At 67.0% G+C, this 21,325-nt stretch carries 19 protein-coding genes; 5 read left to right on the plus strand and 14 right to left on the minus strand.

What is annotated here, in order from left to right; all coding sequences use genetic code 11:
• Positions 1 to 2 precede the first annotated feature (2 nt).
• The gene (locus EV283_RS04165; protein ID WP_130322884.1) at positions 3 to 1,148 is read right to left on the minus strand and encodes an acyl-CoA dehydrogenase family protein; all 1,146 of its coding nucleotides are present in this window, start codon (positions 1,146 to 1,148) and stop codon (positions 3 to 5) included.
• A gap of 113 nt (positions 1,149 to 1,261) precedes the next feature.
• Here EV283_RS04165 and EV283_RS04170 point away from each other — a divergent pair, with 113 nt between their 5' ends.
• On the plus strand, positions 1,262 to 1,582 hold the full coding sequence (locus EV283_RS04170) for a GIY-YIG nuclease family protein (protein ID WP_130322886.1): 321 nt from the start codon (positions 1,262 to 1,264) through the stop codon (positions 1,580 to 1,582).
• A 93-nt stretch (positions 1,583 to 1,675) separates the two neighbouring features.
• On the opposite strand, the gene EV283_RS04175 is transcribed toward EV283_RS04170, so the two are convergent.
• Positions 1,676 to 3,202: a CoA-acylating methylmalonate-semialdehyde dehydrogenase gene (locus tag EV283_RS04175; protein ID WP_130322888.1), complete on the minus strand. Its 1,527-nt coding sequence runs from the start codon at positions 3,200 to 3,202 to the stop codon at positions 1,676 to 1,678.
• Positions 3,203 to 3,308: 106 nt separating this feature from the next.
• Here EV283_RS04175 and EV283_RS04180 point away from each other — a divergent pair, with 106 nt between their 5' ends.
• Positions 3,309 to 4,214, plus strand: a complete 906-nt coding sequence (locus tag EV283_RS04180; protein WP_130322890.1) for a LysR family transcriptional regulator — start codon at positions 3,309 to 3,311, stop codon at positions 4,212 to 4,214.
• Between the two features lie 54 nt (positions 4,215 to 4,268).
• Positions 4,269 to 4,586 carry a hypothetical protein gene (locus EV283_RS04185; RefSeq protein ID WP_130322892.1) on the plus strand — a complete coding sequence of 106 codons (318 nt, stop codon included), beginning with the start codon at positions 4,269 to 4,271 and terminating at the stop codon, positions 4,584 to 4,586.
• A gap of 139 nt (positions 4,587 to 4,725) precedes the next feature.
• Here EV283_RS04185 and EV283_RS04190 read toward each other — a convergent pair whose 3' ends face one another.
• From EV283_RS04190 to EV283_RS04205, 4 genes are all read right to left on the minus strand, one after another.
• Positions 4,726 to 5,805, minus strand: a complete 1,080-nt coding sequence (locus EV283_RS04190) for an acyl-CoA dehydrogenase (RefSeq protein ID WP_130322894.1) — start codon at positions 5,803 to 5,805, stop codon at positions 4,726 to 4,728.
• Between the two features lie 4 nt (positions 5,806 to 5,809).
• Positions 5,810 to 7,006, minus strand: coding sequence for an acyl-CoA dehydrogenase family protein (locus EV283_RS04195; protein WP_130323902.1), 1,197 nt, complete (start codon positions 7,004 to 7,006; stop codon positions 5,810 to 5,812).
• Between the two features lie 236 nt (positions 7,007 to 7,242).
• Positions 7,243 to 8,775, minus strand: coding sequence for an alginate export family protein (locus EV283_RS04200; protein WP_242615772.1), 1,533 nt, complete (start codon positions 8,773 to 8,775; stop codon positions 7,243 to 7,245).
• A 51-nt stretch (positions 8,776 to 8,826) separates the two neighbouring features.
• The gene (locus EV283_RS04205; RefSeq protein ID WP_130322896.1) at positions 8,827 to 10,173 is read right to left on the minus strand and encodes a dicarboxylate/amino acid:cation symporter; all 1,347 of its coding nucleotides are present in this window, start codon (positions 10,171 to 10,173) and stop codon (positions 8,827 to 8,829) included.
• 203 nt (positions 10,174 to 10,376) lie between these two features.
• Here EV283_RS04205 and EV283_RS04210 point away from each other — a divergent pair, with 203 nt between their 5' ends.
• Positions 10,377 to 12,176: an ATP-binding protein gene (locus EV283_RS04210; RefSeq protein WP_207223025.1), complete on the plus strand. Its 1,800-nt coding sequence runs from the start codon at positions 10,377 to 10,379 to the stop codon at positions 12,174 to 12,176.
• Positions 12,173 to 13,510 (plus strand): sigma-54 dependent transcriptional regulator, encoded by a 1,338-nt coding sequence (locus EV283_RS04215; protein ID WP_130322898.1) that lies wholly within the window; start codon positions 12,173 to 12,175, stop codon positions 13,508 to 13,510. Before EV283_RS04210 ends, EV283_RS04215 begins: the two co-directional genes overlap by 4 nt.
• Positions 13,511 to 13,595: 85 nt before the next feature.
• On the opposite strand, the gene EV283_RS04220 is transcribed toward EV283_RS04215, so the two are convergent.
• The 8 genes from EV283_RS04220 to EV283_RS04255 form a co-directional block, all read right to left on the minus strand.
• Positions 13,596 to 14,651, minus strand: a complete 1,056-nt coding sequence (locus tag EV283_RS04220; RefSeq protein ID WP_207223026.1) for an AbrB family transcriptional regulator — start codon at positions 14,649 to 14,651, stop codon at positions 13,596 to 13,598.
• Entirely contained in the window at positions 14,648 to 15,310 is a 663-nt protein-coding gene (locus EV283_RS04225) for a hypothetical protein (RefSeq protein ID WP_130323910.1), read from the minus strand. The genes EV283_RS04220 and EV283_RS04225 overlap by 4 nt, the downstream gene beginning before the upstream one ends.
• The gene (locus EV283_RS04230; protein WP_130323912.1) at positions 15,310 to 16,602 is read right to left on the minus strand and encodes an Hsp70 family protein; all 1,293 of its coding nucleotides are present in this window, start codon (positions 16,600 to 16,602) and stop codon (positions 15,310 to 15,312) included. The genes EV283_RS04225 and EV283_RS04230 overlap by 1 nt, the downstream gene beginning before the upstream one ends.
• Positions 16,603 to 16,698: 96 nt before the next feature.
• On the minus strand, positions 16,699 to 17,166 hold the full coding sequence (locus tag EV283_RS04235; protein WP_130322901.1) for a YaiI/YqxD family protein: 468 nt from the start codon (positions 17,164 to 17,166) through the stop codon (positions 16,699 to 16,701).
• Between the two features lie 206 nt (positions 17,167 to 17,372).
• Positions 17,373 to 19,142, minus strand: a complete 1,770-nt coding sequence (locus EV283_RS04240; protein WP_056412108.1) for a DEAD/DEAH box helicase — start codon at positions 19,140 to 19,142, stop codon at positions 17,373 to 17,375.
• Positions 19,143 to 19,198: 56 nt separating this feature from the next.
• Positions 19,199 to 20,371, minus strand: a complete 1,173-nt coding sequence (locus EV283_RS04245) for an NAD(P)/FAD-dependent oxidoreductase (protein ID WP_130322903.1) — start codon at positions 20,369 to 20,371, stop codon at positions 19,199 to 19,201.
• Positions 20,372 to 20,671: 300 nt separating this feature from the next.
• Complete coding sequence (locus EV283_RS04250) at positions 20,672 to 20,854, minus strand: hypothetical protein (RefSeq protein ID WP_055881387.1); 183 nt, start codon at positions 20,852 to 20,854, stop codon at positions 20,672 to 20,674.
• A complete protein-coding gene (locus tag EV283_RS04255) occupies positions 20,854 to 21,321 on the minus strand; it encodes a GreA/GreB family elongation factor (RefSeq protein WP_130322905.1) in 468 nt (155 codons plus the stop codon). Before EV283_RS04255 ends, EV283_RS04250 begins: the two co-directional genes overlap by 1 nt.
• Between the last annotated feature and the right edge of the window lie 4 nt (positions 21,322 to 21,325).

Here is a 21,325-nt window from a genome sequence, read left to right on the forward strand (position 1 = left end):
GCTCATTGCCGGGTCAGTTCGCGGCCGACGATCATCCGCATGACCTGGTTGGTGCCCTCGAGGATCGAATGCACGCGCAGGTCGCGCCAGAAGCGTTCGATCGGGTAATCCTGCAGATACCCGTAGCCGCCGTGCAGCTGCAACGCGCGGTCGACCACCGACGAGCCCGTGTCGGTCGCCAGCCGCTTCGCCATCGCCGCGAACTTGGTCTTGTCGGGCGCGTTCGCGGTCACCTTGGCCGCCGCGATGTACAGCAGCGCGCGCGCCGCCTCGAGTTCGGTCGCCATGTCGGCCAGCATGAACTGCGTGTTCTGGAAGTCCGCGATCGGCTTGCCGAACTGCTTGCGGTCGCGCGTATAGGCGATCGCCTCGTCGAGACACCGCTGCGCGCCGCCGAGCGAGCATGCGCCGATGTTGAGCCGCCCGCCGTCGAGCCCCATCATCGCGATCCGGAACCCCTCGCCCTCGCCGCCGACCATGTTCGCGCCCGGCACGCGGACGCCGTCGAAGATCACCTGCCGGGTCGGCTGCGAATGCCAGCCGAGCTTCTTCTCGTTCGCGCCGAACGACACGCCGGGCATGTCTTTCTCGATCACGAGACACGAGATGCCCTTCGGCCCGTCCTCCCCCGTGCGGACCATGGTGACGTACACCTCGTTCTCGCCCGCGCCCGAGATGAACTGCTTCGAGCCCGTCACGATCCAGTCGTCGCCGTCGCGCACCGCGCGCGTCTTGAGCGCGGCGGCGTCCGACCCCGAACCCGGCTCGGTCAGGCAATAGCTCGCCAGCCGGTCCATCGTCACCAGATCGGGCAGATACTTGTCCTTCACCGCGGCCGACCCGAACCGGTCGATCATCCACGCCGCCATGTTGTGGATGCTGATGAACGCCGAGGTCGACGGGCAACCATACGACATCGCCTCCATGATCAGCGCGGCTTCGAGGCGTCCCAGCGCGATCCCGCCGCTTTCCTCGCTGACATAGATCGCGGCGAAGCCGAGCTCGGCCGCCGCCTTGATCGTGTCGCGCGGGAAGATGTGCTTCTCGTCCCATTCGGCCGCATGCGGGGTGATGCGATCGGCGGTGAAGCGACGCGCGAGCTCCTGGATCTCGCGCTGATCGTCGGTGAGGTCGAACTGGTTGGTCATCGGGCTTTCCTGTGTCGTCATACTGGGCTTGACCCAGTATCCAGAGCGGCGAATGCTGACGCCTGTGGCTCTGGATCCTGACCTTCGTCAGGATGACGGAGTGGGGGAATGATATGGCTAGGCAACCCGCGGTCTATATCATGGCGAGCGGGCGCAACGGAACGCTCTACATCGGCGTCACGTCCGACCTGATGGCGCGGATCGTTCAGCACCGCGAGGGCATGTTCGACGGGTTCTCAAAGCGATACGGTGTGAACCGGCTGGTCTGGTTTGCGATGGCGGACGCGATGGACGCGGCGATCACGCGCGAGAAGCAGCTGAAGGTCTGGAAACGGTCGTGGAAGATCACGCTGATCGAGGCCGAGAACCCGACCTGGCGCGATCTGGCCGAGGACTGGGGCTTCGACCCCCTGCCCAACCCTCCGTCATCCTGACGAAAGTCAGGATCCAGAGCCACGAATGCCGCGCTCCGTAACTCTGGATCCTGGATCAAGTCCAGGATGACGGAAGGGGAGCGTAGCACCCAATCACCCCATCGTCGGAATGACGAATGCGTCGGTGTTCCGCGCCGGGCCGCCATCTTCCGCCATCGCCGGCAGCGCGGAGCCGTCAGGCCAGCGCTGCGTGATCGTCTTGACCTTGGTCCAGAACTTCACGCCTTCCATCCCGTGCTGGTTGGTGTCGCCGAACGCGCTGCGCTTCCACCCGCCAAAGCTGTGGTACGCCACCGGCACCGGGATCGGCACGTTGATCCCAACCATCCCGACATTCACCCGTGCGGCGAACTCGCGCGCGGCGTGGCCGTTACGCGTGAAGATCGCGACACCGTTGCCGTATTGATGCTCGCTCGGCAGGCGCACCGCCTCCTCGAAGTCCGCCGCGCGGACGATCTGCAGCACCGGCCCGAAGATCTCCTCCTTGTACGCCGACATGCCCGTCGTCACGTGATCGAACAGCGACGGGCCGATGAAGAAGCCTTTCTCATGCCCCTGGAGCGCGAACCCGCGCCCGTCGACGACCAGTTCCGCGCCCTCGTCGACACCGGTCTGGATCCAGTTCTCGATCCGGGTGCGATGCGCCGCATTCACCACCGGGCCGTAATGCGCATCATTGTCGGTCGACACGCCGACGCGCAAAGCCGCGATCGCGGGGATCAGCTTCTCGCGCAAGGCAATCGCGGTCTTCTCGCCGACCGGCACGACCACTGGCAGCGCCATGCAGCGCTCGCCCGCCGAGCCAAACGCCGCGCCCGACAGGTCGGCGACGACCTGGTCGAGATCCGCGTCGGGCATCACGATGCCGTGGTTCTTCGCGCCGCCCATCGCCTGGACGCGCTTGCCCGCCTCGACGCCGCGGCGGTACACATAATGCGCGATGTCGGACGAGCCGACGAAGCTTACCGCACTGATCGCCGGATGATCAAGGATCGCATCGACCATCTCCTTGTCGCCGTGGACGACCTGGAAGATCCCCTCGGGCAGCCCTGCCTCGACGAACAGCTCGCCCAGCCGCACCGGCACCGACGGATCGCGCTCGGACGGCTTCAGGATGAACGCGTTGCCCGTCGCGATCGCCACGCCGCTCATCCACAGCGGGATCATCGCCGGGAAGTTGAACGGCGTGATCCCCGCGCCGATGCCGAGCGGCTGGCGCATCGAATAGACGTCGATTCCCGGGCCCGCGCCCTGCGTGTATTCACCCTTGAGGATGTGCGGGATGCCGCAGCAGAACTCGATTACCTCGAGCCCGCGCTGGATATCTCCTCGCGAATCCGCAATCACCTTGCCGTGCTCGGACGAGAGCATCCGCGCCAACTCGTCCATGTTCGCCTCGACGAGCCGCTTGAACTCGAACATGACGCGCGCACGACGCTGCGGGTTGGTTGCTGCCCAGCCCGGCTGCGCCTTCTGCGCGGCGGCGACGGCCGCATCGAGATCGGCCGCACCCGACAGCCGCACCCGCGCCTGTACTTCGCCCGAATTGGGGTCGAACACGTCGCCGAAGCGCTCGGCCTTGCTCGCTGCACCGCTCGTGAAATTCTCGATCGTCCGCATGGCATCCTCTTCTTGTTGCGCACATCGTCCGCCATAAGCGTTTCGCAGCCAAGTGGGGCTGTTTGCAGATTCGCTCTGCAGATGTGCAGCTTGAGGTGAGGCGTTCATGGATTGGGACGACGTCCGGTATTTCCTCGCCCTGGCGCGCGCGCACCGGCTCGGTCCCGCCGCAAAACTGCTCGGGCAGGACGCGACGACGGTCTCGCGCCGCCTGCAACGGCTCGAGCGCCGGCTCCAGACGACGTTGTTCGAACAGACCGTCGCCGGGTACGCGCTGACCGAACGCGGCGCGGCGCTCCTCGAACATGCCGAGACGATGGAAGCGTCTGCGCTCGGCATCCAGGAAGTGGTCGGCACCGATGCGGGCGTGCTCGCAGGGCCGATCCGGCTGAGCGTCTCGGAAGGGTTCGGCAGCCGCATCCTCGCGCCCCGGCTCGCCGGGTTCACCAACCAGCATCCCCGGATCGCGATCGACCTGATCGCCTCGACCGGGTTCCTCAACCCGTCGCGGCGCGAGGCGGATATCGCGGTGATGCTCGCGCGCCCGAAGAGCGGGCCACTGGTCGCGCGCAAACTCACCGATTATCATCTTGGGCTCTACGCGCACCCCGATCACCTCGCGCGGATCGGCCCGATCGCGACCACTGCGGACCTGATGCGGCACCGGCTGATCGGCTATGTCCCCGACATGATCTACGCGCCCGAGCTCCGCTATCTGGCGGAGATCGACGGGCGGCTCGATGCGTCGATCCGCAGTTCCAGCATCGTCGCGCAGGCCGAGCTGATCGCCGCGGGGGCCGGGTGCGGGATACTCCCGTGCTTCATCGGCGACGGCGTGCCGGGGCTGGTGCGCGTGCTGCCCGAGGCGGTCGATATCCAGCGCTCGTTCTGGCTGGTCGTCCACCGCGACGTCCGCCGGATCGCGCGGATCGACCGGTTCATCGCGTGGCTGGACGCGACCATCGGCGATCTGAAGCCGCTGATGCTGGGCACGATTGTCGCTGCCGGCTGAGGCTCGTATAGGCGGGCACTGGCGCGGCACTGCCGTTTTTGCTCGGAGTGACGCGTGATCCCCAAATTATACCATGATGCCATTATCTGGATCGGTGACGGCACGGGACTGCCCGACGCCATCCTTCATATCCATGCGGGCATGGCATTGTTGATGCTCGCGCGGCTGTTCACGCGGCGATCGTTCGGAACGTTCATTCCGTGGTGGGTCGTCGTCGCGGGGGAAGCCTTTAACGAGATCATGGACCGACTGAGCTTCGGGTCGTGGCGGTGGGAGGATACGTCGCTCGATATCCTCAACACGTTGCTCTGGCCGACCGTGATCTGCCTTGGCGTGCGGCTGCGACCGATGATCGCGAAGCGCGGGCGGTAAGCCGCCCCGTCATCCCCTCACCGTCATCCTGACGAAAGTCAGGACCCAGAGCCACGAAGGACGACGCCCGTAACCCTGGGCCCTGACTTTCGTCAGGGTGACGGGGCGTATCAGGATGACGGAGCGGAAGTGACGGCCCTCACCCCAGCGCGATATACCGCTGAAGGTGGTAATCCTCGTCGCCGAGCTGGTGATCGATCATCACCAGCCGCTTGGCGTAGTGCGACACCGCATATTCCCATGTCATGCCGATCCCGCCGTGCAGCTGGATCGACTCCTCCGCGACCAGCGCGCCGGTCCGCCCGATCGTGTATTTCGCCGCCGCCAGCGCCCGCGCACGCGCCTTCACATCGTCGCCGTCGAACGCCGAGGCGGCGTTGATCACCGCGGACTGCGCCTGCTCGATCTCGAGCAGCACCGTCGCCATGCGGTGCTGGAGTGCCTGGAACTTGCCGATCGGCACGCCGAACTGCTTGCGGTCGCGCAGATAGCCGAGCGTCGCCTCCTTGACGAACTCCATCGCGCCGACCGCCTCGGCCGACAACGCCAGCAACCCGGCGCCGACCGCTGCGTCGACGATTCGCTGCCCCTGCCCTTCGCCCCCGATGCGTGCGTCCGCGCCGAGCGTCACACCATCGAACGTCACGTCGCCAGCGCCGCCGCCCTCGACGACGTTGTAGCTGCGGACCGACACCCCCGCCGTATCCGCGGGCACGAGGAATACGAGCGGGTCGTCCTGTTCGACCACCACGACGAACACCGACGCGGCGCCGGCCTGCGCCACGACTGCCTTGGTCCCGCTGAGCGTCCAGCCGTCGCCGCTCTTCGTCGCGGTCACCGGCGTCGCGCCATCCTCTTGCGCGAACGCAGCGATCGTCTCGCCGGACACGATTCCGGCGAGCGCCTCGTCATGCCCGCCGCTCGCGGCCAGCGCGCGCCCGGCCATCAGCGCACCCAGGAACGGCTCGACCACGAGCGCGCGGCCGAGCGCCTCGAACACCACCATGATGTCGAACCCACTGCCGCCGAAGCCGCCCGCCGCCTCGTCGAACAGCGCCGAGACGATGCCCAGTTCGTTCAGCTGCTGCCAGACCGCGGGGTCGTACCCGGCGTCGCTATACGCGCCCGCATTGCGCGTATCGATCGGATAGCCGTCGCGCAGCGCGCGGACGAGCGTATCGGCGAGCATGCGACGGTCGTCGGTGTGGTCGAAGTTCATGTGCTCAGAGACCCAGAATGGCTTTGGAGATGATGTTCTTCTGGATCTCGTTCGATCCGCCGAAGATCGACAGCTTGCGGTTGTTGAAATAGCTCGGCGCCGCCATCGCCGCGTCCTCCGGGCCGACATCCTCGCCGTTCCACCCGGCTTCCAGAGCTTCGGGTATGTAGGGCGCGGCATAGGAGCCATAGGCGCGCCTGGTCAGCGCGGTGATCTCCTGGCGGATCTCGGTGCCCTTGATCTTGAGCATCGAGCTTTCCGCGCCCGGCGCGCCGCCGCCTGCGACCGCGGCCAGCACGCGCAGGTTGGTCGTCTGCATGTTGGCGAGGTCGATCTCGACTCGCGCCATCCGTGCCGCGAACAGCGGATCGTCGGCGAGCGCACGCCCGCCCTTCTTCTGCGACTGCGCGACTTCCTTCAGGCGCTCGAACGACGCGATCGAGAAGCCGACGCCGGCGATGTTCGTGCGCTCATAGGTCAGCAGATATTTGGCGTAGGTCCAGCCCTGGTTTTCCTCACCGACGAGGTTGGCGACGGGCACCTCGACATCGGTGAAGAACACCTCGTTCACCTCCTGCTCGCCGTCGATCAGCGTGATCGGGCGGACCTCGATGCCGGGTGACTTCATGTCGATCAGCAGGAACGAGATTCCCTCCTGCTTCTTGGCGGTCGCATCGGTGCGGACGAGGCAGAAGATCATGTCGGCATGCTGGCCGAGCGTCGTCCACGTCTTCTGGCCGTTGACGACATAGACGTCGCCGTTCCGCACCGCCGTCGTCTTGAGGCCCGCGAGATCGGAGCCGGCGCCCGGCTCGGAATAGCCCTGGCACCACCAGTCGGAGCCGTCGAGGATGCGCGGCAGCCACTGCTTCTTCTGCTCCTCGGAGCCGTATTTGATCAGCACCGGACCGAGCATGTTCACGCCGAACGGAACGACGCGGGGCGCGTGCGCGAGCGCCGATTCGTTGTCGAAGATGAAGCGCTGGATCACGCTCCAGCCGGGACCACCCCATTGCTCGGGCCAATGGTTCGCGAGCCAGCCGCGCTCGTTGAGGATCGCGTGCCATTCCTCCATGTCCGCCTTGCGCAGGCGCTTGCCTTCGCGGACCAAAGTCGAGAGGCGGGCGGGGAGTTTGTCGCGGAAGAAGCTGCGGACTTCGTCGCGGAACGATTCCTCCTCGGGCGTGAAGCTGAGATCCATGGCCATGTGCTCCTGATGTTGGAGTCCATGTGCCACAGTCGATCGAGGAATTGAAGGACCGGTATGGTCTATTTCTATCAATCCGTGGGGGAATATGCCGCAGGTTAATTCAGACGGTATCACCCCCCGCGTCATACTGACGAAAGTCAGGATCCAGAGCCAAAAGCGTTAACCCCTGCTACTCTGGATCCTGACTTTCGTCAGGATGACGGCGTGGAATGGGACGGTCGAGACCCTCAGAACCGGTAGCTGATCCAGCCGGCCATGAAGTCGGAGTTCTTGTACCCCGCATTGGTCAGCGCAGGGCCCGCGATCAGATGCTCGTAGCGCCCGAGCAGCGACAGTCGCGAGGTGATCGGATAGGTCGCCTGGAACCGGATCGTATCGGCGATCTTGCGCCCGCCGAAATTCTGCGTGCCGGCAAAGGCGGTGCCGTTGGCGCGGTATACCGCATCGGTCGTCGTATCGCGCCACGACAATTGGTATTCCGCCGTCACGCGCAGCTTCTTGAACGCGCTGAAGGTGACGTTCGGGGCGAGCGCGATCAGGTTGGTCGGCGTCGCGAACAGCTGATAGCTGTAATAGATGTTGTTGCCGAACGGCGCGAGCGAGGTCCGCAGCGTGCCCTTGCCATAGGCGCCACCACCGCTCGCATAATCCGCGTGGAAGCCCACACGCGGTGCGGATTTACCGTTGCCGATTTTGTACGTCTGCGCGAGCAGCACCAGCCACGCCTTGATCGAGCGGTTGTCGTACGACCCGCCCTGATAGTTGATCGTCCAGTCGAGATTGACCGGACCCGCATCGCCCCAGACGTGCAGGCCGTAGAAGTTGCGCACCTCGCGCGCGGTGTCGGTGCCCCATACCGCCGTCCGGTTGCGCAGTCGCCACAGGAAGGGATCGACGTACAGCTTCGATCCGCCAAACAGCGTCTCGGGCACGACGATTCCCGTCGAGATACCCGAGAAGCGCCGCGCGCTCTCCGCATTGTCGTCCTGCGTCCCGCCATTGCCATAGGCGGTCGGCTTGAAATCGAACACGTCGGCGCGGACGCCTGCCGCGCGCGCCCAAGCGCGGAAGCCGTTGAACCCGAAATAGAGCGTGTTGTTGTCGCGCGGCACGACCATCAGGTTCGGACCATCGGCGAAGGTCTGGCGACCATAGCGGACCCCGACATCGACATCGGCGACCGTGCCCGTCAGATCGACGAACGCCTGCTGCACCGCCAGCTTGTTGCGCAGGTTCGGCAGCGCGGTCCCCAGATTCTCACCCTCGAGCGTGCCGTGCGCCAGCTCGCCGTAGAACCGCACATGCTTGCCGACATGCAGGTCGGCGCCGCCGAAGAGGCGAAGAATGTCCTGCCGCTGCGCCTCGGCGTCACGCAGATTGGGGTTGGTCGTCTGGTTGACGCGCAACCGCGCCTCGCCCGACAGCGTCAGATACACGTCGCCATCGCCCGCGAGCGAGATGAACTTCAGCTGGTCGACAATGTCCTTGCGCTTCTTCGGGTCGCGCAGCTTCGACCAGTCTTCCGCCCAGCGCGACTGGTTGTAGCCGCCCGCCGTCACGCCGTCGCCGATCGCGGCATCGGGATAGCTCTCCGCAATCGGCGACGCCGCGGCGCTGTTGGCCGATTCCTTTGCCAGCAGCCCGGTCGGGTTCGCCGGCGCCGCCTGGGCGGTCGCAGTGGTCGAGGCAGCAAGCATCGAAAGCGCGGCCGCGGTCAGGCCGGCCGCATACGCCGTGCGGCGCATCATCATCGAGGTCATAGTGAATATCCGGTACAGGACGTGGGACCGGACGAACCGGCCCCGTATGCGTCAATGGGCGGTGGCGGCAGGCGGGATCGTCGCAGGCACGAACTCGGGCAGCTTGCCCGACAGCGCCGCGTCGAGCTTGTCGCGGTCGAGTGCACCCTCCCAGCGGGCGACGACGATCGTCGCGACCGCGTTGCCGATGAAGTTGGTGAGGCTGCGGCACTCGCTCATGAAGCGATCGACGCCGAGGATCAGCGCCATCCCCGCGATTGGCACGGTCGGCACGATCGACAACGTCGCGGCCAGCGTAATGAAGCCCGCACCGGTCACGCCCGCTGCACCCTTCGAAGAGATCATCGCGACGACCAGCAGCAGCAATTCCTGCCCGAGCGTCAGATGCGTGTTGGTCGCCTGCGCGATGAACAGCGCCGCCAGCGTCATGTAGATGTTGGTACCGTCGAGGTTGAACGAATAGCCGGTCGGCACGACCAGCCCGACGACCGACTTCTCGCAGCCCGCGGCCTCCATCTTCTGGATCAGGTTCGGCAGCGCTGCTTCCGACGACGAGGTGCCGAGCACCAGCAGCAGTTCGGCCTTCAGATACTTGATCAGCTTGAAGATCGAGAAGCCCGTGAGGCGCGCGACGGTCCCGAGGATGACCACCACGAACAGGATCGCGGTGAGATAGAAGGTCGCGACCAGCGCACCCAGATTGGCAAGGCTGCCGATCCCGTATTTGCCGATCGTGAACGCGATCGCACCGAATGCGCCGAGCGGGGCTGCGCGCATCAGGATACCGACCAGCTTGAAGACGATCAGGCTGAGGCGCTCGAGGAAGTTGAGCACGGGCTTGGCAGGCTCACCGACCAGGCTCAGCGAAATGCCGAACAGGATCGCGACGAGCAGGATCTGGAGGATATTCCCTTCCGTGAACGCGCTGACCATCGTGTCCGGGATGATGCTCATCAGGAACCCGGTGATCGTCGTCTCATGCGCCTTCACGGTGTAGTCGGCGATGCCCTTGGTATCGAGCGAGGCGGCGTCGATGTTCATCCCCGCGCCCGGCTGGACGACGTTGGCGACGATCAGGCCGACGATCAGCGCGAGCGTCGAGAAGAACAGGAAGTAGGCGAACGCCTTGCCGGCGACGCGGCCGACCGAGCCCAGTTCCTTCATGCCCGCGATACCCGTGACGAGCGTCAGGAAGATCACCGGGGCGATGATCATCTTCACCAGCTTGATGAACGCATCGCCCAGCGGCTTGAGCGCCGCGCCGTACGTCGGATAGAAATGCCCGAGCGCTGCGCCCAGCGCGATCGCGATCAGCACCTGGATATAGAGCTGGCCGGTCCAGCGCTTGCGCGCCGGCGCTTGCGCGACGCCATATGTCTGGGTTGGTATGGTCAACATCGCCTCCTGAAAACCTTCGTCCACTGCCACGGGACGTTATGGCGACGGTAATGCCGGGCCGGACCGGGGACTACAAGACCGAGTCTGACTCCATATAAGACTTTGGTTTTCCGAGGGTTTTCGACATACCCACTTTTCAGATGTGCGAAAAATGCCACTTTTCACCGGTAGCGGGACGCGATCGTGTGTGATAATCCGCACAAATGGCGCGGCTCAGATCCCCCCTTTTCATCACCGCGCTGGCGGTGCTGCTGGCGTTCGCCGCGCTCGGCATGGTCGTCGCAGGAGTCGCCTCGATCTATGGCCGGCGCGCGGTGGCGGACGCGACCGCGACGGTGCGGCTGCGCGCGGTCCAGCAGACGCGCAGCAACCTCCGCCTGCTCGAGGCGGAGCTGCAGACCTATCGCCTGCTGCCGGTCATGCTCGGCGAATATCCCGACGTCCGCGCGGCACTCGCCTCGGGCACGATCGACCCGGCGCTCAATACGAAGCTGGCGCTGCTAGCGGAGCGGACCGGCGCGCCGGTGATCTACGCACTCGATACGCAGGGCATGACGATCGCCGCCTCGAACGCCGCACGCGCGGACAGCTTCCTCGGCCACGACTATCGCTATCGCGACTATTTCACCAAGGCGATGGCGTCGGGTGCGACCGAGTTCTTCGCCCTCGGCAGCGTCAGCGGGCGGCCCGGCCTGTATCTGTCGCGACGTATCGACCGTGCCGGACGGCCGCTCGGCGTGGTGGTGGTGAAGGTCGAATTCGGCAAGATCGCGCGCGCGTGGATCCAGGACATGATGGCGACCTTCGTCACCGATCCCGACGGCATCATCCTGATCTCGAGCGATCCGAAGCTCGAATTCCGGACGACGCGCACGCTGCCCGCTGCGCGTCGCGCGGCATTGATCGCGACGCGCCAGTTCGGCACCTCGCCGCTCGACCCGGCACCGCTGACGCTGCGTGGCGGCGTATGGCACGAGGGGGTGTCGCGGCTGCCCAACGGATCGCCCGCGATCGCGGTCTCGCTCCCGGTGCCGATCGCAGGCTGGCGGCTGGTGCATATGGAGCCGCTCGACGCCGCGTTGCGCACCGCCGCGGCACGCACGCGCTGGGCGACCGCGATCGCGGCGCTGCTGACGATCGCGGTGATCGTTGCCGCATGGTGGCTTCAGGCACGCCGCAAGCGCAACGCCGGCGCGCGCGCCGAACTCGAGGCCGAGGTCGCGCGGCGCACCGCCGAACTGCGCGCCACCGCCGACCGGCTGCAGATCGAGGTCGAGCAACGCGAGGCGTCCGACCAGCGTTTTCGCCAGGCGCGCGAGGAATTGGCGCACGCCAACCGGGTCGGCTCGATCGGCACGATCACCGCCAGCGTCGCGCACGAGATCAACCAGCCGGTCGCCGCGATCCGCACCTTCGCCGACAACGCCGCCGCCTTCCTCGCGCGCGGCGAACCCGCGCGCGCGGCGACCAACCTCCAGTCGATCGTCGATCTCACCAGCCGGATCGGCACGATCACCGCCGGCCTGCGCCGTTACGCACGACGCGGCGCAGGGTCGATCGGCCCGGTCGCGCTCGACGAGGCGGTCGACGGCGTCCGCCTGCTGATCGGCGACCGCTTCCGCGCGAAGGGCGTGACGCTCGACCTCCCCACCGGTCCCGAGGCGCGGCTGACCGTGATCGCCGGCCGAGTCCGGCTCGAACAGGTCCTCGTCAATCTCCTCCAGAACGCGCTCGACGCGGTCGCCGACCGGCGCGACGCCCGAGTCAGCGTCACGGTCGGCCGGAAAGGCCGCGACGTCGTGCTGACCGTCGCCGACAACGGCCCCGGCATCGCGCCCGCGATGGCCGACCATCTCTTCACCCCGTTCGAGACGAGCAAGAAGGACGGCCTCGGCCTCGGCCTCGGCATCGCGCGCGACATCATGACCGAGTTCGGCGGCACGCTCGACCTCGTCCCAGCCCCCGAAGGCGCGATCTTCCGCATGATCCTGGTAAAAGCATGACAGAGCAGGCCGTTCTCCTGGTCGACGACGACGACGTGCTGCGCGGTGCGCTCGAACAATCGTTCGAACTCGCCGGGATCGCGGTGATCGCCGAGCGCGATCCGACCGTCGCGCTGGCCCGGGTCCATGCCGGGTTCGACGGCGCGGTGGTGTCCGACATCCGCATGCCCAAGATGGACGGGCTGGAACTGTTCCGCCGGATCGCCGCGATCGACCACGAGATCCCGGTGCTGCTGATGACCGGCCACGGCGACGTCGCGATGGCGGTCGCAGCCCTCAAGAACGGCGCGTTCGACTTCATTCCGAAGCCGTTCGCGACCGATCACCTGATCGCTGGCGCCAGGCGTGCGCTCGAGATGCGCCGCCTAGTCCTCGACAATCGCCGGCTCAGAGCGGCCGCCGAGGAGACGATCGGCGCCGAACCGCTGATCGGCGAGACCCCGGTGATGGTCCGCCTCCGCGAGACGATGCGCCAGATCGCGCAAGCCGATATCGACGTGCTGGTCGAGGGCGAGACGGGCACCGGCAAGGAACTCGTCGCGGTCCTGCTCCACCGCTGGAGCAACCGCCGGTCGCGGCCGTTCGTCGCGGTCAACTGCGCCGCGCTGCCCGAGGCGGTCGCGGAGATCGAGCTGTTCGGCCATGACGGCGACTCGCGCCTGCCGCGCACCGGCCGGATCGAGGCATCGAACCGCGGCACGCTGTTCCTCGACGAGATCGAGAGCACGCTGCCGGCGTTCCAGGCGAAACTGCTGCGGGTGCTGGAGGAGCGCGAGGTCATGCCCGTCGGCGGCGACCTGCCCCGCGCGCTCGACCTGCGCGTGATCGCCGCGGCCAAGCCCGGACTCGACCAGGCGGTCGAGGACGGCCGTTTCCGCGCCGACCTCCTCTTCCGGCTCGACGCGGTCCGCCTCCGCATCCCGCCGCTGCGCGAGCGTCGCGACGACGTGCCGCTATTGTTCGGGCATCTCCTCCACCAGGCCGCCGAGCGGTTCGGCCGCGACGTGCCGACCATCGATACCGCCACGCTCGCCTATCTCGGCCAGCACGACTGGCCCGGCAACGTCCGCGAACTCGACAACCTCGCCAAGCGCCTCGTGCTCCGCGTCGAGGCGGAGGACGCGGTCGACGAGGACAGCGACATCCCCCTCCCCGCGCGCGTCGACAAGTTCGAGGAAGCGACGATCCGCGCCACGCTGCAACAGGTCAGCGGCGACGTCCGCTCGGCCCTCGCAGCGCTCGGCATCCCGAGGAAGACGTTCTACGACAAGCTAAAGCGCCACGACATCGACGTCGAAGCCTACCGCCCGACCAAGGGCCCACCGTCATCCTGACGAAAGTCAGGACCCAGAGCCACGACCGCTATCCTTGGTAACCCTGGGTCCTGACTTTCGTCAGGATGACGGCGGTATGGCCGTTCTAACTCGGAATAACCGGCGGCACCCCGCCCTGCCGCGTCGCCACGAACCGTGCGAGCGGCGGCCCGATCAGCAACACCCCCAGGAACCGCAGTACCTGCAACGCCATCACGAACGGCACGTCGACCGGACTCGACGCGGCGATGATCGCGACCGAATCCATCCCGCCCGGGCTCGTCGCAAGGTAGGCGGTGACCGGATCGATCCCCCACCAGCGAGTCAACGCCGCCGCGATCCCGCCGCAGAACGCGATCAACAACGCGACCGACAGCAGGATCCGCGGCATCGCCTTGCCTGCGACGCGCAGCGTGTCGCGCGTGAACGACAGCCCGATCCGCCACCCGACCACCGCATAGCTGATCGCGAGCAGCCACTGCGGCAACACCGGTTGCGCGATCCCGGTGACGTTCAACGCCGCCCCCGCGACCAGCGAGCCAAGCAGCGCCCCCGCCGGCAGCTTCAGCGCGACGCCCACCCCTGCGCCGACCCCAGCGATCGCGATCGTCCGCACCACGGCGATCGGGTCGACCGCCGCGAACCACGTCGCGGCGACGTGATGCCCGCTCCCGCCGCCGACCATCACCGCCGCCAGCACCGAGGCGACAACCGCCACGCTCACGACCCGCGTGTAGGTCATCACCGCGACCAGCCGCGAATCCGCGCCATAGGCCTGCGCCATCAGCACCATCGCGCTCGCCGCCCCCGGCGTCGATCCCCACACCGCGACGGTGCCCGGCAACACCTGCCACCTGCTCAAGAGGTATCCGAGCACGCTGCTCGCCGCGAGTGTGACGCCGTTGACCATCAGGAACACCGGCCAATGCTCGCCCACCGTCGCGACGATCCCCGTCGTGATCGAGCCCGCGATCAGCGTCCCCACCGCCGCCTGCGCAGCCCGAAACGCCGAGGTGGGCACGCTCAGCGACCAGCCGCGCACCGCGAGCACCACCGCCGCGATCATCGGCCCGAGCAACAGTCCGGCGGGCAACCCGACCAGTTCGAGCACGCCCGCAACCACCGCCGACAGTGCGATCAAGACGGCCCAGCGCCCGATCAAGACTTGGTCGCGAACCAGATCACATGCCGTGCGCCGCCCTTGCGCGTGGCCCGCGCGATAACCTCGTCGACCGCAAAGCCGGCCTCGTCGAGCCGTTTGGCGAACGGCTTGCTCGGCGCAGACGACCACACCGCCAGCACCCCGCCCGGCCGCAACGCCGCACGCGCGCGCGCCAGCCCCGCCGCGCCGTACAGCCGATCGTTACCGGGCCGGGAAATCCCGTCGGGACCATTGTCGACATCGAGCAGGATCGCGTCCCACGCCCCTTCCGCGATCGCCGCCGCCACGTCGCCCTCGAAGATGCGAGTCCGCGGATCGGTCAGGCTCTCCTTATGCAGCGCCGCCATCGGCCCACGCGCCCATTCGACGACCGCCGGGACGATCTCCGCCACCGCCACCTCTGCGTCGGCGCCAAGCCGGGCCAGCGCAGCTCGCAACGTGAACCCCATGCCCAACCCGCCGATCAGCATCCGCGCGCCGGGCCGCGCGCCGATCCGATCGCACGCCTGCTCCGCCAGTGCCTCCTCGGAGCCGCTCAGCCGACTGTTCATCAACTCGTTCGCGCCCAGCATGATCGAGAACTCGGCCCCCCGCTGGAGCAGCCGCAATTCACCGCCCCCCGGCACCTGCGCCGTCCCGAGAAGAACCCGCGGCACCATCAGGCGGACCACGCCGCGATATCGTCCTGCTCGCCGATCAAGGCCAGCCCATGCGCGATCGAGGTCAGTTCGCCGCCGCTCATGATCGCCGCCTTGCCGAACCGCTCGACGAATATCCGCCGGATGCGCGGGATCAGCGACGACCCGCCGGTCAGGAACACGCGGTCGATATCGCCGCCGCCGACATTCGCGACCTCGAGCGCACGGTCGACCGCGGCCTCGATCCGCACGACGTCGTCGGCTATCCAGCCCTCGAACTGCGCGCGCGTCACATCCGCCTCGATCTCCAGGCCCGCCCCCGCAAAGTGGAAATGCGCGTCCTCGCCGCTCGACAAGGCCCGCTTCAACGACCCCACCGCATCATACAGTGGATAACCCAGCTCGTTCTCGATCACCGCGATCATCCGCCCGATCGACTCCGGATCGACCGCGGTTTTCTGTAACCGCTCGAGCTCGGTCATCGTCTTGCGGTTGCGCATCAGCGCCAGCCTGGACCAGTCCGCGAAATCGGCGAAATAGGCGCGCGGGATCTCCAGTTCCTTGCCGAACGACTTGTACGCGCCGCCCTTGCCCAGCATCGGCAGCACCAGCCGGTCGAGGATGCGGTAATCGAACCGATCGCCCGCAATCCCGACACCCGCATGCCCGAGCGGCGTACACCGCCGCGCCGCGCCCGGCTCGGCCACGCGCACCACCGAAAAGTCGCTCGTCCCGCCGCCGAAATCGGCCACCAGGATCGTCGCCGGCTCGGTCAGCCGCGTCGCATAGCTGTACGCGGCGCCGAGCGGCTCATAGACATAATGGATCTCCGCGCCGAAGCCCTTGAACATCGCTTCGTAGCGCGTCCGTGCGAGCGCCTCGTCGGGCCGCGCGCCGGCATATTCGACCGGCCGCCCGACGACGATCCGGTGCGGCCGCGTGTCGAGCTTGCCGCCAGCGTGCGCAATCAGCTTTTCGAGGAACAGCTGCCCCATCTCCTCGAAACGATAGCGCTTGTCGAAGACCGAGGCCTGCTCGAACGTCTTCATCGCCGCGACCGACTTGAACGACTGGATGAACCGGCTGTCGAGCGGATATTCCATATATTCGGCGATCGCCCACGGCCCCGCATCCGATGCGAGCCCCTTGCCGCTGTCGTCCTGCCAGAAGCAGAGCGCCGAGCGGAACACCGGGCTCGTCTCGGCGGGCGCGGCGAAGGTCACCAGCTCGGGGGTACCACCCTTCGTCCCCAGCGCCACGACGCTGTTGGTCGTGCCGAAATCCAGCCCCAAGGCGGGGCCGCCAGCGTCCATCTGCATCGCGTCGTCCTTTGATGAACGCGCGCCTATGCCGATGCGGAGGCGGGGATGGCAACCGGTAAAGTCGGTTTCCGCCCGATCGCGCGCGGCTTAGCGGCGCTTCAACCGGACGAGCGCGGCGTCGAGCGCGGAGAGGAAACTCGACCGATCGGTCTTCGAAAACGGCGCCGGCCCGCCGATCACGTCGCCGCCCGCGCGCAGATCGGCCATGATCGCCCGCGTCGCGATCGCGCCGCCGATCGAGCTCGTCGTGAACGGCTTGCCGGTATTGGCGAGCACGGTAGCGCCGGCCTTCAGGCAGCGATCGGCAAGCAGGATGTCGGCGGTGATCACCACCGCTTTCGCGTCGCTCTGCTCGGCGATCCAGTCGTCGGCGGCGTCGAACCCGTCGCTGACGACCACGCGGTTGATCAGCGGGTGGACGGGGATGCGGAAATGGCTGTTGGCGACGATGACCACGGGCACCTCATGGCGCCACGCGACCTTGTAGATCTCGTCTTTCACCGGACACGCGTCGGCGTCGACGAGGATGCGCAGCGGGGATGGCGTATCGGTCATGGTCATCTCACGCCTCTCGTCATCCTGACGAAAGTCAGGATCCAGGATCACGGGCGGTGTCGTTCATGGCTCTGGATCCTGACTTTCGTCAGGATGACGTAGGTAGAGGCGGCCACCGCCCCCCTCCCCGTTCGCCCTGAGCGAAGTCGAAGGGCATGCCCCAAACCGGGGTGCTTCGACTTCGCTCAGCACGCACGACGCGTCGCTCAGCTACGCTCGCGATTCCCACGATACGGCGGCTTGCGCGCCGGAGCCGGACCGCCACGCGGTGCCGCGCGATGCAGCGTCGAGCGCGGACCGCCCGCATTGCTGCGACCACCGCCGCCGCCGTCATGTCGCGCACCGCTCTCGGGCGCGCCCTGCATCGCTTCGATCGCGACACCGCTCTCCTCTTCGCCCTGCTGCGCGGTGCGCTGGATCGCCGCCGAGAAGCGCGACGCAACCGCGCGCGGAATCTCGAACGCGGTCTCGTTCGGGCCGATGCGGATCGCCCCGATCTCGGACTTGGTGATGTGCCCGCGACGGCAGATCAGTGGCAGGATCCAGCGCGGATCGGCGTTCTGCCGACGGCCGATATCCATCCGGAACCAGACGGTGTCCTCGAAGCCCGCGCGCGGACCCTGCGACCGATCGTCGCTGACCGACTGCTTGCTCTGATCAATCAGGTCCTCGGCCTGCGGCATCGTCGAACGGTGCATGTGCACCAGCGCCGCGGCAATATCCTCGGGGGTCTTCTCGGCCATCAGGCGGACGGCGAGCGCGCGATCCTCCTCCTCGACCTCGACCGGCTGCAATAGCATGCCGATCAGCCGCTCGTGATCGTTCTTGCGGATGTCCTCCGCGGTCGGGGCGTTGACCCACTCCGCGTTGATCTTGGCACCGCGGAGCATCATCTCGACGCGACGGCGACGCGGGAACGGCACGATCAGGACGGCGGTGCCCTTCTTGCCCGCACGACCGGTACGACCCGAGCGATGCTGGAGCGTCTCGGCATCGCGCGGCAGCTCGACGTGCACGACGAGGCTGAGCGTCGGCAGATCGATGCCGCGTGCGGCGACGTCGGTCGCGACGCAGACGCGCGCACGACGGTCACGCAGCGCCTGCAACGCCGCGTTACGCTCGTTCTGCGAATGCTCGCCCGACAGTGCGACCGCGGCAAAGCCACGCTCGACCAGGCTGGCATGCAGATGACGCACGTTATCGCGAGTCGCGCAGAACAGCATCGCCGTCTCCGCCTCGTGGAAGCGCAGCAGGTTGATCACCGCATGCTCGATCTCGGACGGCGAAACCGTGACGGCCTGGTACGAGATGTCGCCATGACCGCGATCCTCGCCGACGGTCGAAATGCGCAGCGCATCCTTCTGGTAGCGCTTGGCGAGCGCGACGATCGGCCGCGGCATCGTCGCCGAGAACAGCAGCGTACGACGCTGCTCGGGCGACGCGTCGAGGATCTGCTCGAGATCCTCGCGGAAGCCCATGTCGAGCATCTCGTCGGCCTCGTCGAGCACCGCGACCTTCAACGCCGACAGGTCGAGCGCGCCACGCTCGAGATGATCGCGCAGACGGCCCGGCGTGCCGACGACGATATGCGCGCCGTGTGCGAGGCTGCGACGCTCCTTCGAGGCGTCCATGCCGCCGACGCAGGTCGAAATCCGCGCGCCAGCCTTGGCATAAAGCCACATCAGCTCGCGGCTGACCTGGAGCGCGAGCTCGCGGGTCGGCGCGATGCAGAGCACGAGCGGCTTGTGCGGGGCTGGCAGGCGCTGGACGCCGTCCTCACCCGCTTCACCGAGCAGCTCGCCGGCCATCGCCAGGCCGAACGCGACGGTCTTGCCCGAGCCGGTCTGCGCCGACACGACGAGATCGCGACCAATCGCGTTGTCCTCGATCACGTGCGCCTGCACAGGGGTGAGCGCGGTATAGCCACGCGCGGCGAGCGCCTCGGAAAGAAGCGACGGAATATTTGTAAAAGGCATGTACGTCCTAATTGGTGGCCGGCTTACGCAACGGCAAGGCACTGGCGTGGTGGTCCCTACAGGACTTGACCCGCGGCCCACCCGCTCGACCATGCCCATTGGAAGTTGTAGCCGCCGAGCCACCCTGTGACATCGACCGCTTCGCCGACTGCATACAGCATTGGTACGCGTTTGGCTTGCATTGTTTGCGAGGAGAGTTCCGCGGTGCTGATTCCGCCCGCGGTGACCTCGGCCTTGGCATAGCCCTCCGAGCCATTTGGCGTGAATTGCCAATGGCTTAATGCGCGTTCGGCGTCCTGGAGCCTGCGATCGGTGAGCGTGGAAATCTCGTTTGCCATGCCCAATCGGTCGCTCAAAGTCTCCGCGAGTCGGTCCGGGAGCGTGTTTGCGAGCAGTTTGCGCAGAGTCGCGCGCGGCGTGGTACGCTTGGCGGCGGGCAGCCAGCCGGAGTCGCGGTCGGGCAGAAAGTCGATCCCGATCGGCTGGCCGTTGCGCCAATAGGACGACGCCTGCAGGATCGCCGGACCCGACAGGCCACGGTGCGTGAACAGCGCCGCCTCGCGGAACGCGGTCTTGCCGGCGGTCGCGACGACGTCCGCCGCAACCCCCGAAAGCTCGCGAAACAGGATTTCGTCGCCGCCCAGCGTCAGCGGCACCAGCGCGGGGCGCGGCTCGACCACCTTCAACCCGAATTGCCGCGCGAGGTCATAGGCAAAGCCGGTCGCGCCCATCTTCGGGATCGAGGGCCCGCCGGTCGCGATGACCAGCGCCGGCGCGGTGACGGTGCGGCCGTCGAGCGACACCCGATATTGGCCATCGGCATGCTCGACCGCGGTGACCGCGCGGCCAAGCGAAAGATCCACACGTCCCTTGTCGCACTCGTCGAGCAGCATCTCGACGATCTGCTTGGCGGACCCGTCGCAGAAGAGTTGGCCGAGCGTCTTTTCGTGCCACGCGATCCCGTAGGAGTCGACGAGCGCGATGAAATCCTGCGCGGTGTAGCGGCCGAGCGCCGACTTGGCGAAATGGGGATTGGCGGAGAGGTAGCGGTCGGCCGCGGTGTGGACGTTGGTGAAATTGCACCGCCCGCCGCCCGAGATCAGGATCTTCTTGCCCGCCTGCTCGGCATGATCGACGAGCAGGATCTTTCGACCACGCTGGCCGGCGACCGCGGCGCACATGAGGCCGGCGGCGCCGGCGCCGAGGATGATCGCGTCGTAGTCGGACAAGTATCGCTCCACGCGGCGTGGGTCAGCAGCCGCCAATCAAGACTGTTTCCCCGCGAAGGCGGGGACCCAGACTGGGCTCCCGCCTTCGCGGGAGAACAAGTGAGGGCAGGTCGTCCTAGCGGCACGCCAGGATCAATCCCACCCCGGCGAAGGCCGGGGCCCAATCGGGGGACGGCAACGACGCAGGTTGCGCGCCGTTACTACGACCTCTCCAATTGGGCCCCGGCCTTCGCCGGCGTGGTGCATTGGGTCAATTGTTCGTCATTCTGACGAAAGTCATGATCCAGGATGACGAAGCAACTACCGCAACTTCGCGATATTAAGCGAATCCTCCTTCGCCCGCACCTTCACCGATTCCTCACTCCGGGTCAGCGCCTTGGCGATCGCCTTCAGCGCCATGCCCTTCTTGGCGAGCGTGTGCAGCTTCTGGATCTCGTCCTGCGTCCACGCCTGACGATGTCGCTCGAATTTCGCTTCAGCCATCAGCCCTCATCCTTGTCGATCGCAAGCACCTCGATCGCATCCGGCTTGTCCGCAAACGCGACCTTCTCGCCCACGGCCGCGCCCATCAGCGCTCGCGCCAACGGCGCAGAAAACGCCAGCCGATCTTCGCCAGGCTCGGCCTCGTCGCCGCCGACGATCGCAATCACCCGCTCGGCGCCGTTCATCCGAACCCGAACGCGTGAACCGATTCCGACCTCCTCCTCCTCGGGCGACGGCGCGATCTCCGCGGTCGTCTGGCGCGTGTGCCAATAGCGCAGATCGCGCAGCAGGACCTTGCGAGCCTCCTCGTCGGTCTCCGCCGCAACCGCCGCCTCAATCGCGTCGACGCGCTCGCCGATCAATCGCAACCCGCGCGCCGTGACCAGATTGGGCCCCGGCGCGATAGGCTGTTCGAACTTCGGCTCGAGATGTTCCTCGTCGCTCTCCCGGCGAAACGCGACGCTCATGCCA

It is taken from the genome of Sphingomonas sp. BK036 (genome assembly GCF_004216825.1).
GTDB lineage: Bacteria > Pseudomonadota > Alphaproteobacteria > Sphingomonadales > Sphingomonadaceae > Sphingomonas.

Bases quoted from the DNA above. Each gene is read 5' to 3' on its own strand.
- EV283_RS04165 (WP_130322884.1), bottom strand. From the start codon at position 1,148: ATGACCAACCAGTTCGACCTCACCGACGATCAGCGCGAGATCCAGGAG.
- EV283_RS04170 (WP_130322886.1), top strand. From the start codon at position 1,262: ATGGCTAGGCAACCCGCGGTCTATATCATGGCGAGCGGGCGCAACGGA.
- EV283_RS04175 (WP_130322888.1), bottom strand. From the start codon at position 3,202: ATGCGGACGATCGAGAATTTCACGAGCGGTGCAGCGAGCAAGGCCGAG.
- EV283_RS04180 (WP_130322890.1), top strand. From the start codon at position 3,309: ATGGATTGGGACGACGTCCGGTATTTCCTCGCCCTGGCGCGCGCGCAC.
- EV283_RS04190 (WP_130322894.1), bottom strand. From the start codon at position 5,805: ATGAACTTCGACCACACCGACGACCGTCGCATGCTCGCCGATACGCTC.
- EV283_RS04195 (WP_130323902.1), bottom strand. From the start codon at position 7,006: ATGGATCTCAGCTTCACGCCCGAGGAGGAATCGTTCCGCGACGAAGTC.
- EV283_RS04200 (WP_242615772.1), bottom strand. From the start codon at position 8,775: ATGACCTCGATGATGATGCGCCGCACGGCGTATGCGGCCGGCCTGACC.
- EV283_RS04205 (WP_130322896.1), bottom strand. From the start codon at position 10,173: ATGTTGACCATACCAACCCAGACATATGGCGTCGCGCAAGCGCCGGCG.
- EV283_RS04210 (WP_207223025.1), top strand. From the start codon at position 10,377: ATGGCGCGGCTCAGATCCCCCCTTTTCATCACCGCGCTGGCGGTGCTG.
- EV283_RS04215 (WP_130322898.1), top strand. From the start codon at position 12,173: ATGACAGAGCAGGCCGTTCTCCTGGTCGACGACGACGACGTGCTGCGC.
- EV283_RS04225 (WP_130323910.1), bottom strand. From the start codon at position 15,310: ATGGTGCCGCGGGTTCTTCTCGGGACGGCGCAGGTGCCGGGGGGCGGT.
- EV283_RS04230 (WP_130323912.1), bottom strand. From the start codon at position 16,602: ATGGACGCTGGCGGCCCCGCCTTGGGGCTGGATTTCGGCACGACCAAC.
- EV283_RS04235 (WP_130322901.1), bottom strand. From the start codon at position 17,166: ATGACCGATACGCCATCCCCGCTGCGCATCCTCGTCGACGCCGACGCG.
- EV283_RS04240 (WP_056412108.1), bottom strand. From the start codon at position 19,142: ATGCCTTTTACAAATATTCCGTCGCTTCTTTCCGAGGCGCTCGCCGCG.
- EV283_RS04250 (WP_055881387.1), bottom strand. From the start codon at position 20,854: ATGGCTGAAGCGAAATTCGAGCGACATCGTCAGGCGTGGACGCAGGAC.
- EV283_RS04255 (WP_130322905.1), bottom strand. From the start codon at position 21,321: ATGAGCGTCGCGTTTCGCCGGGAGAGCGACGAGGAACATCTCGAGCCG.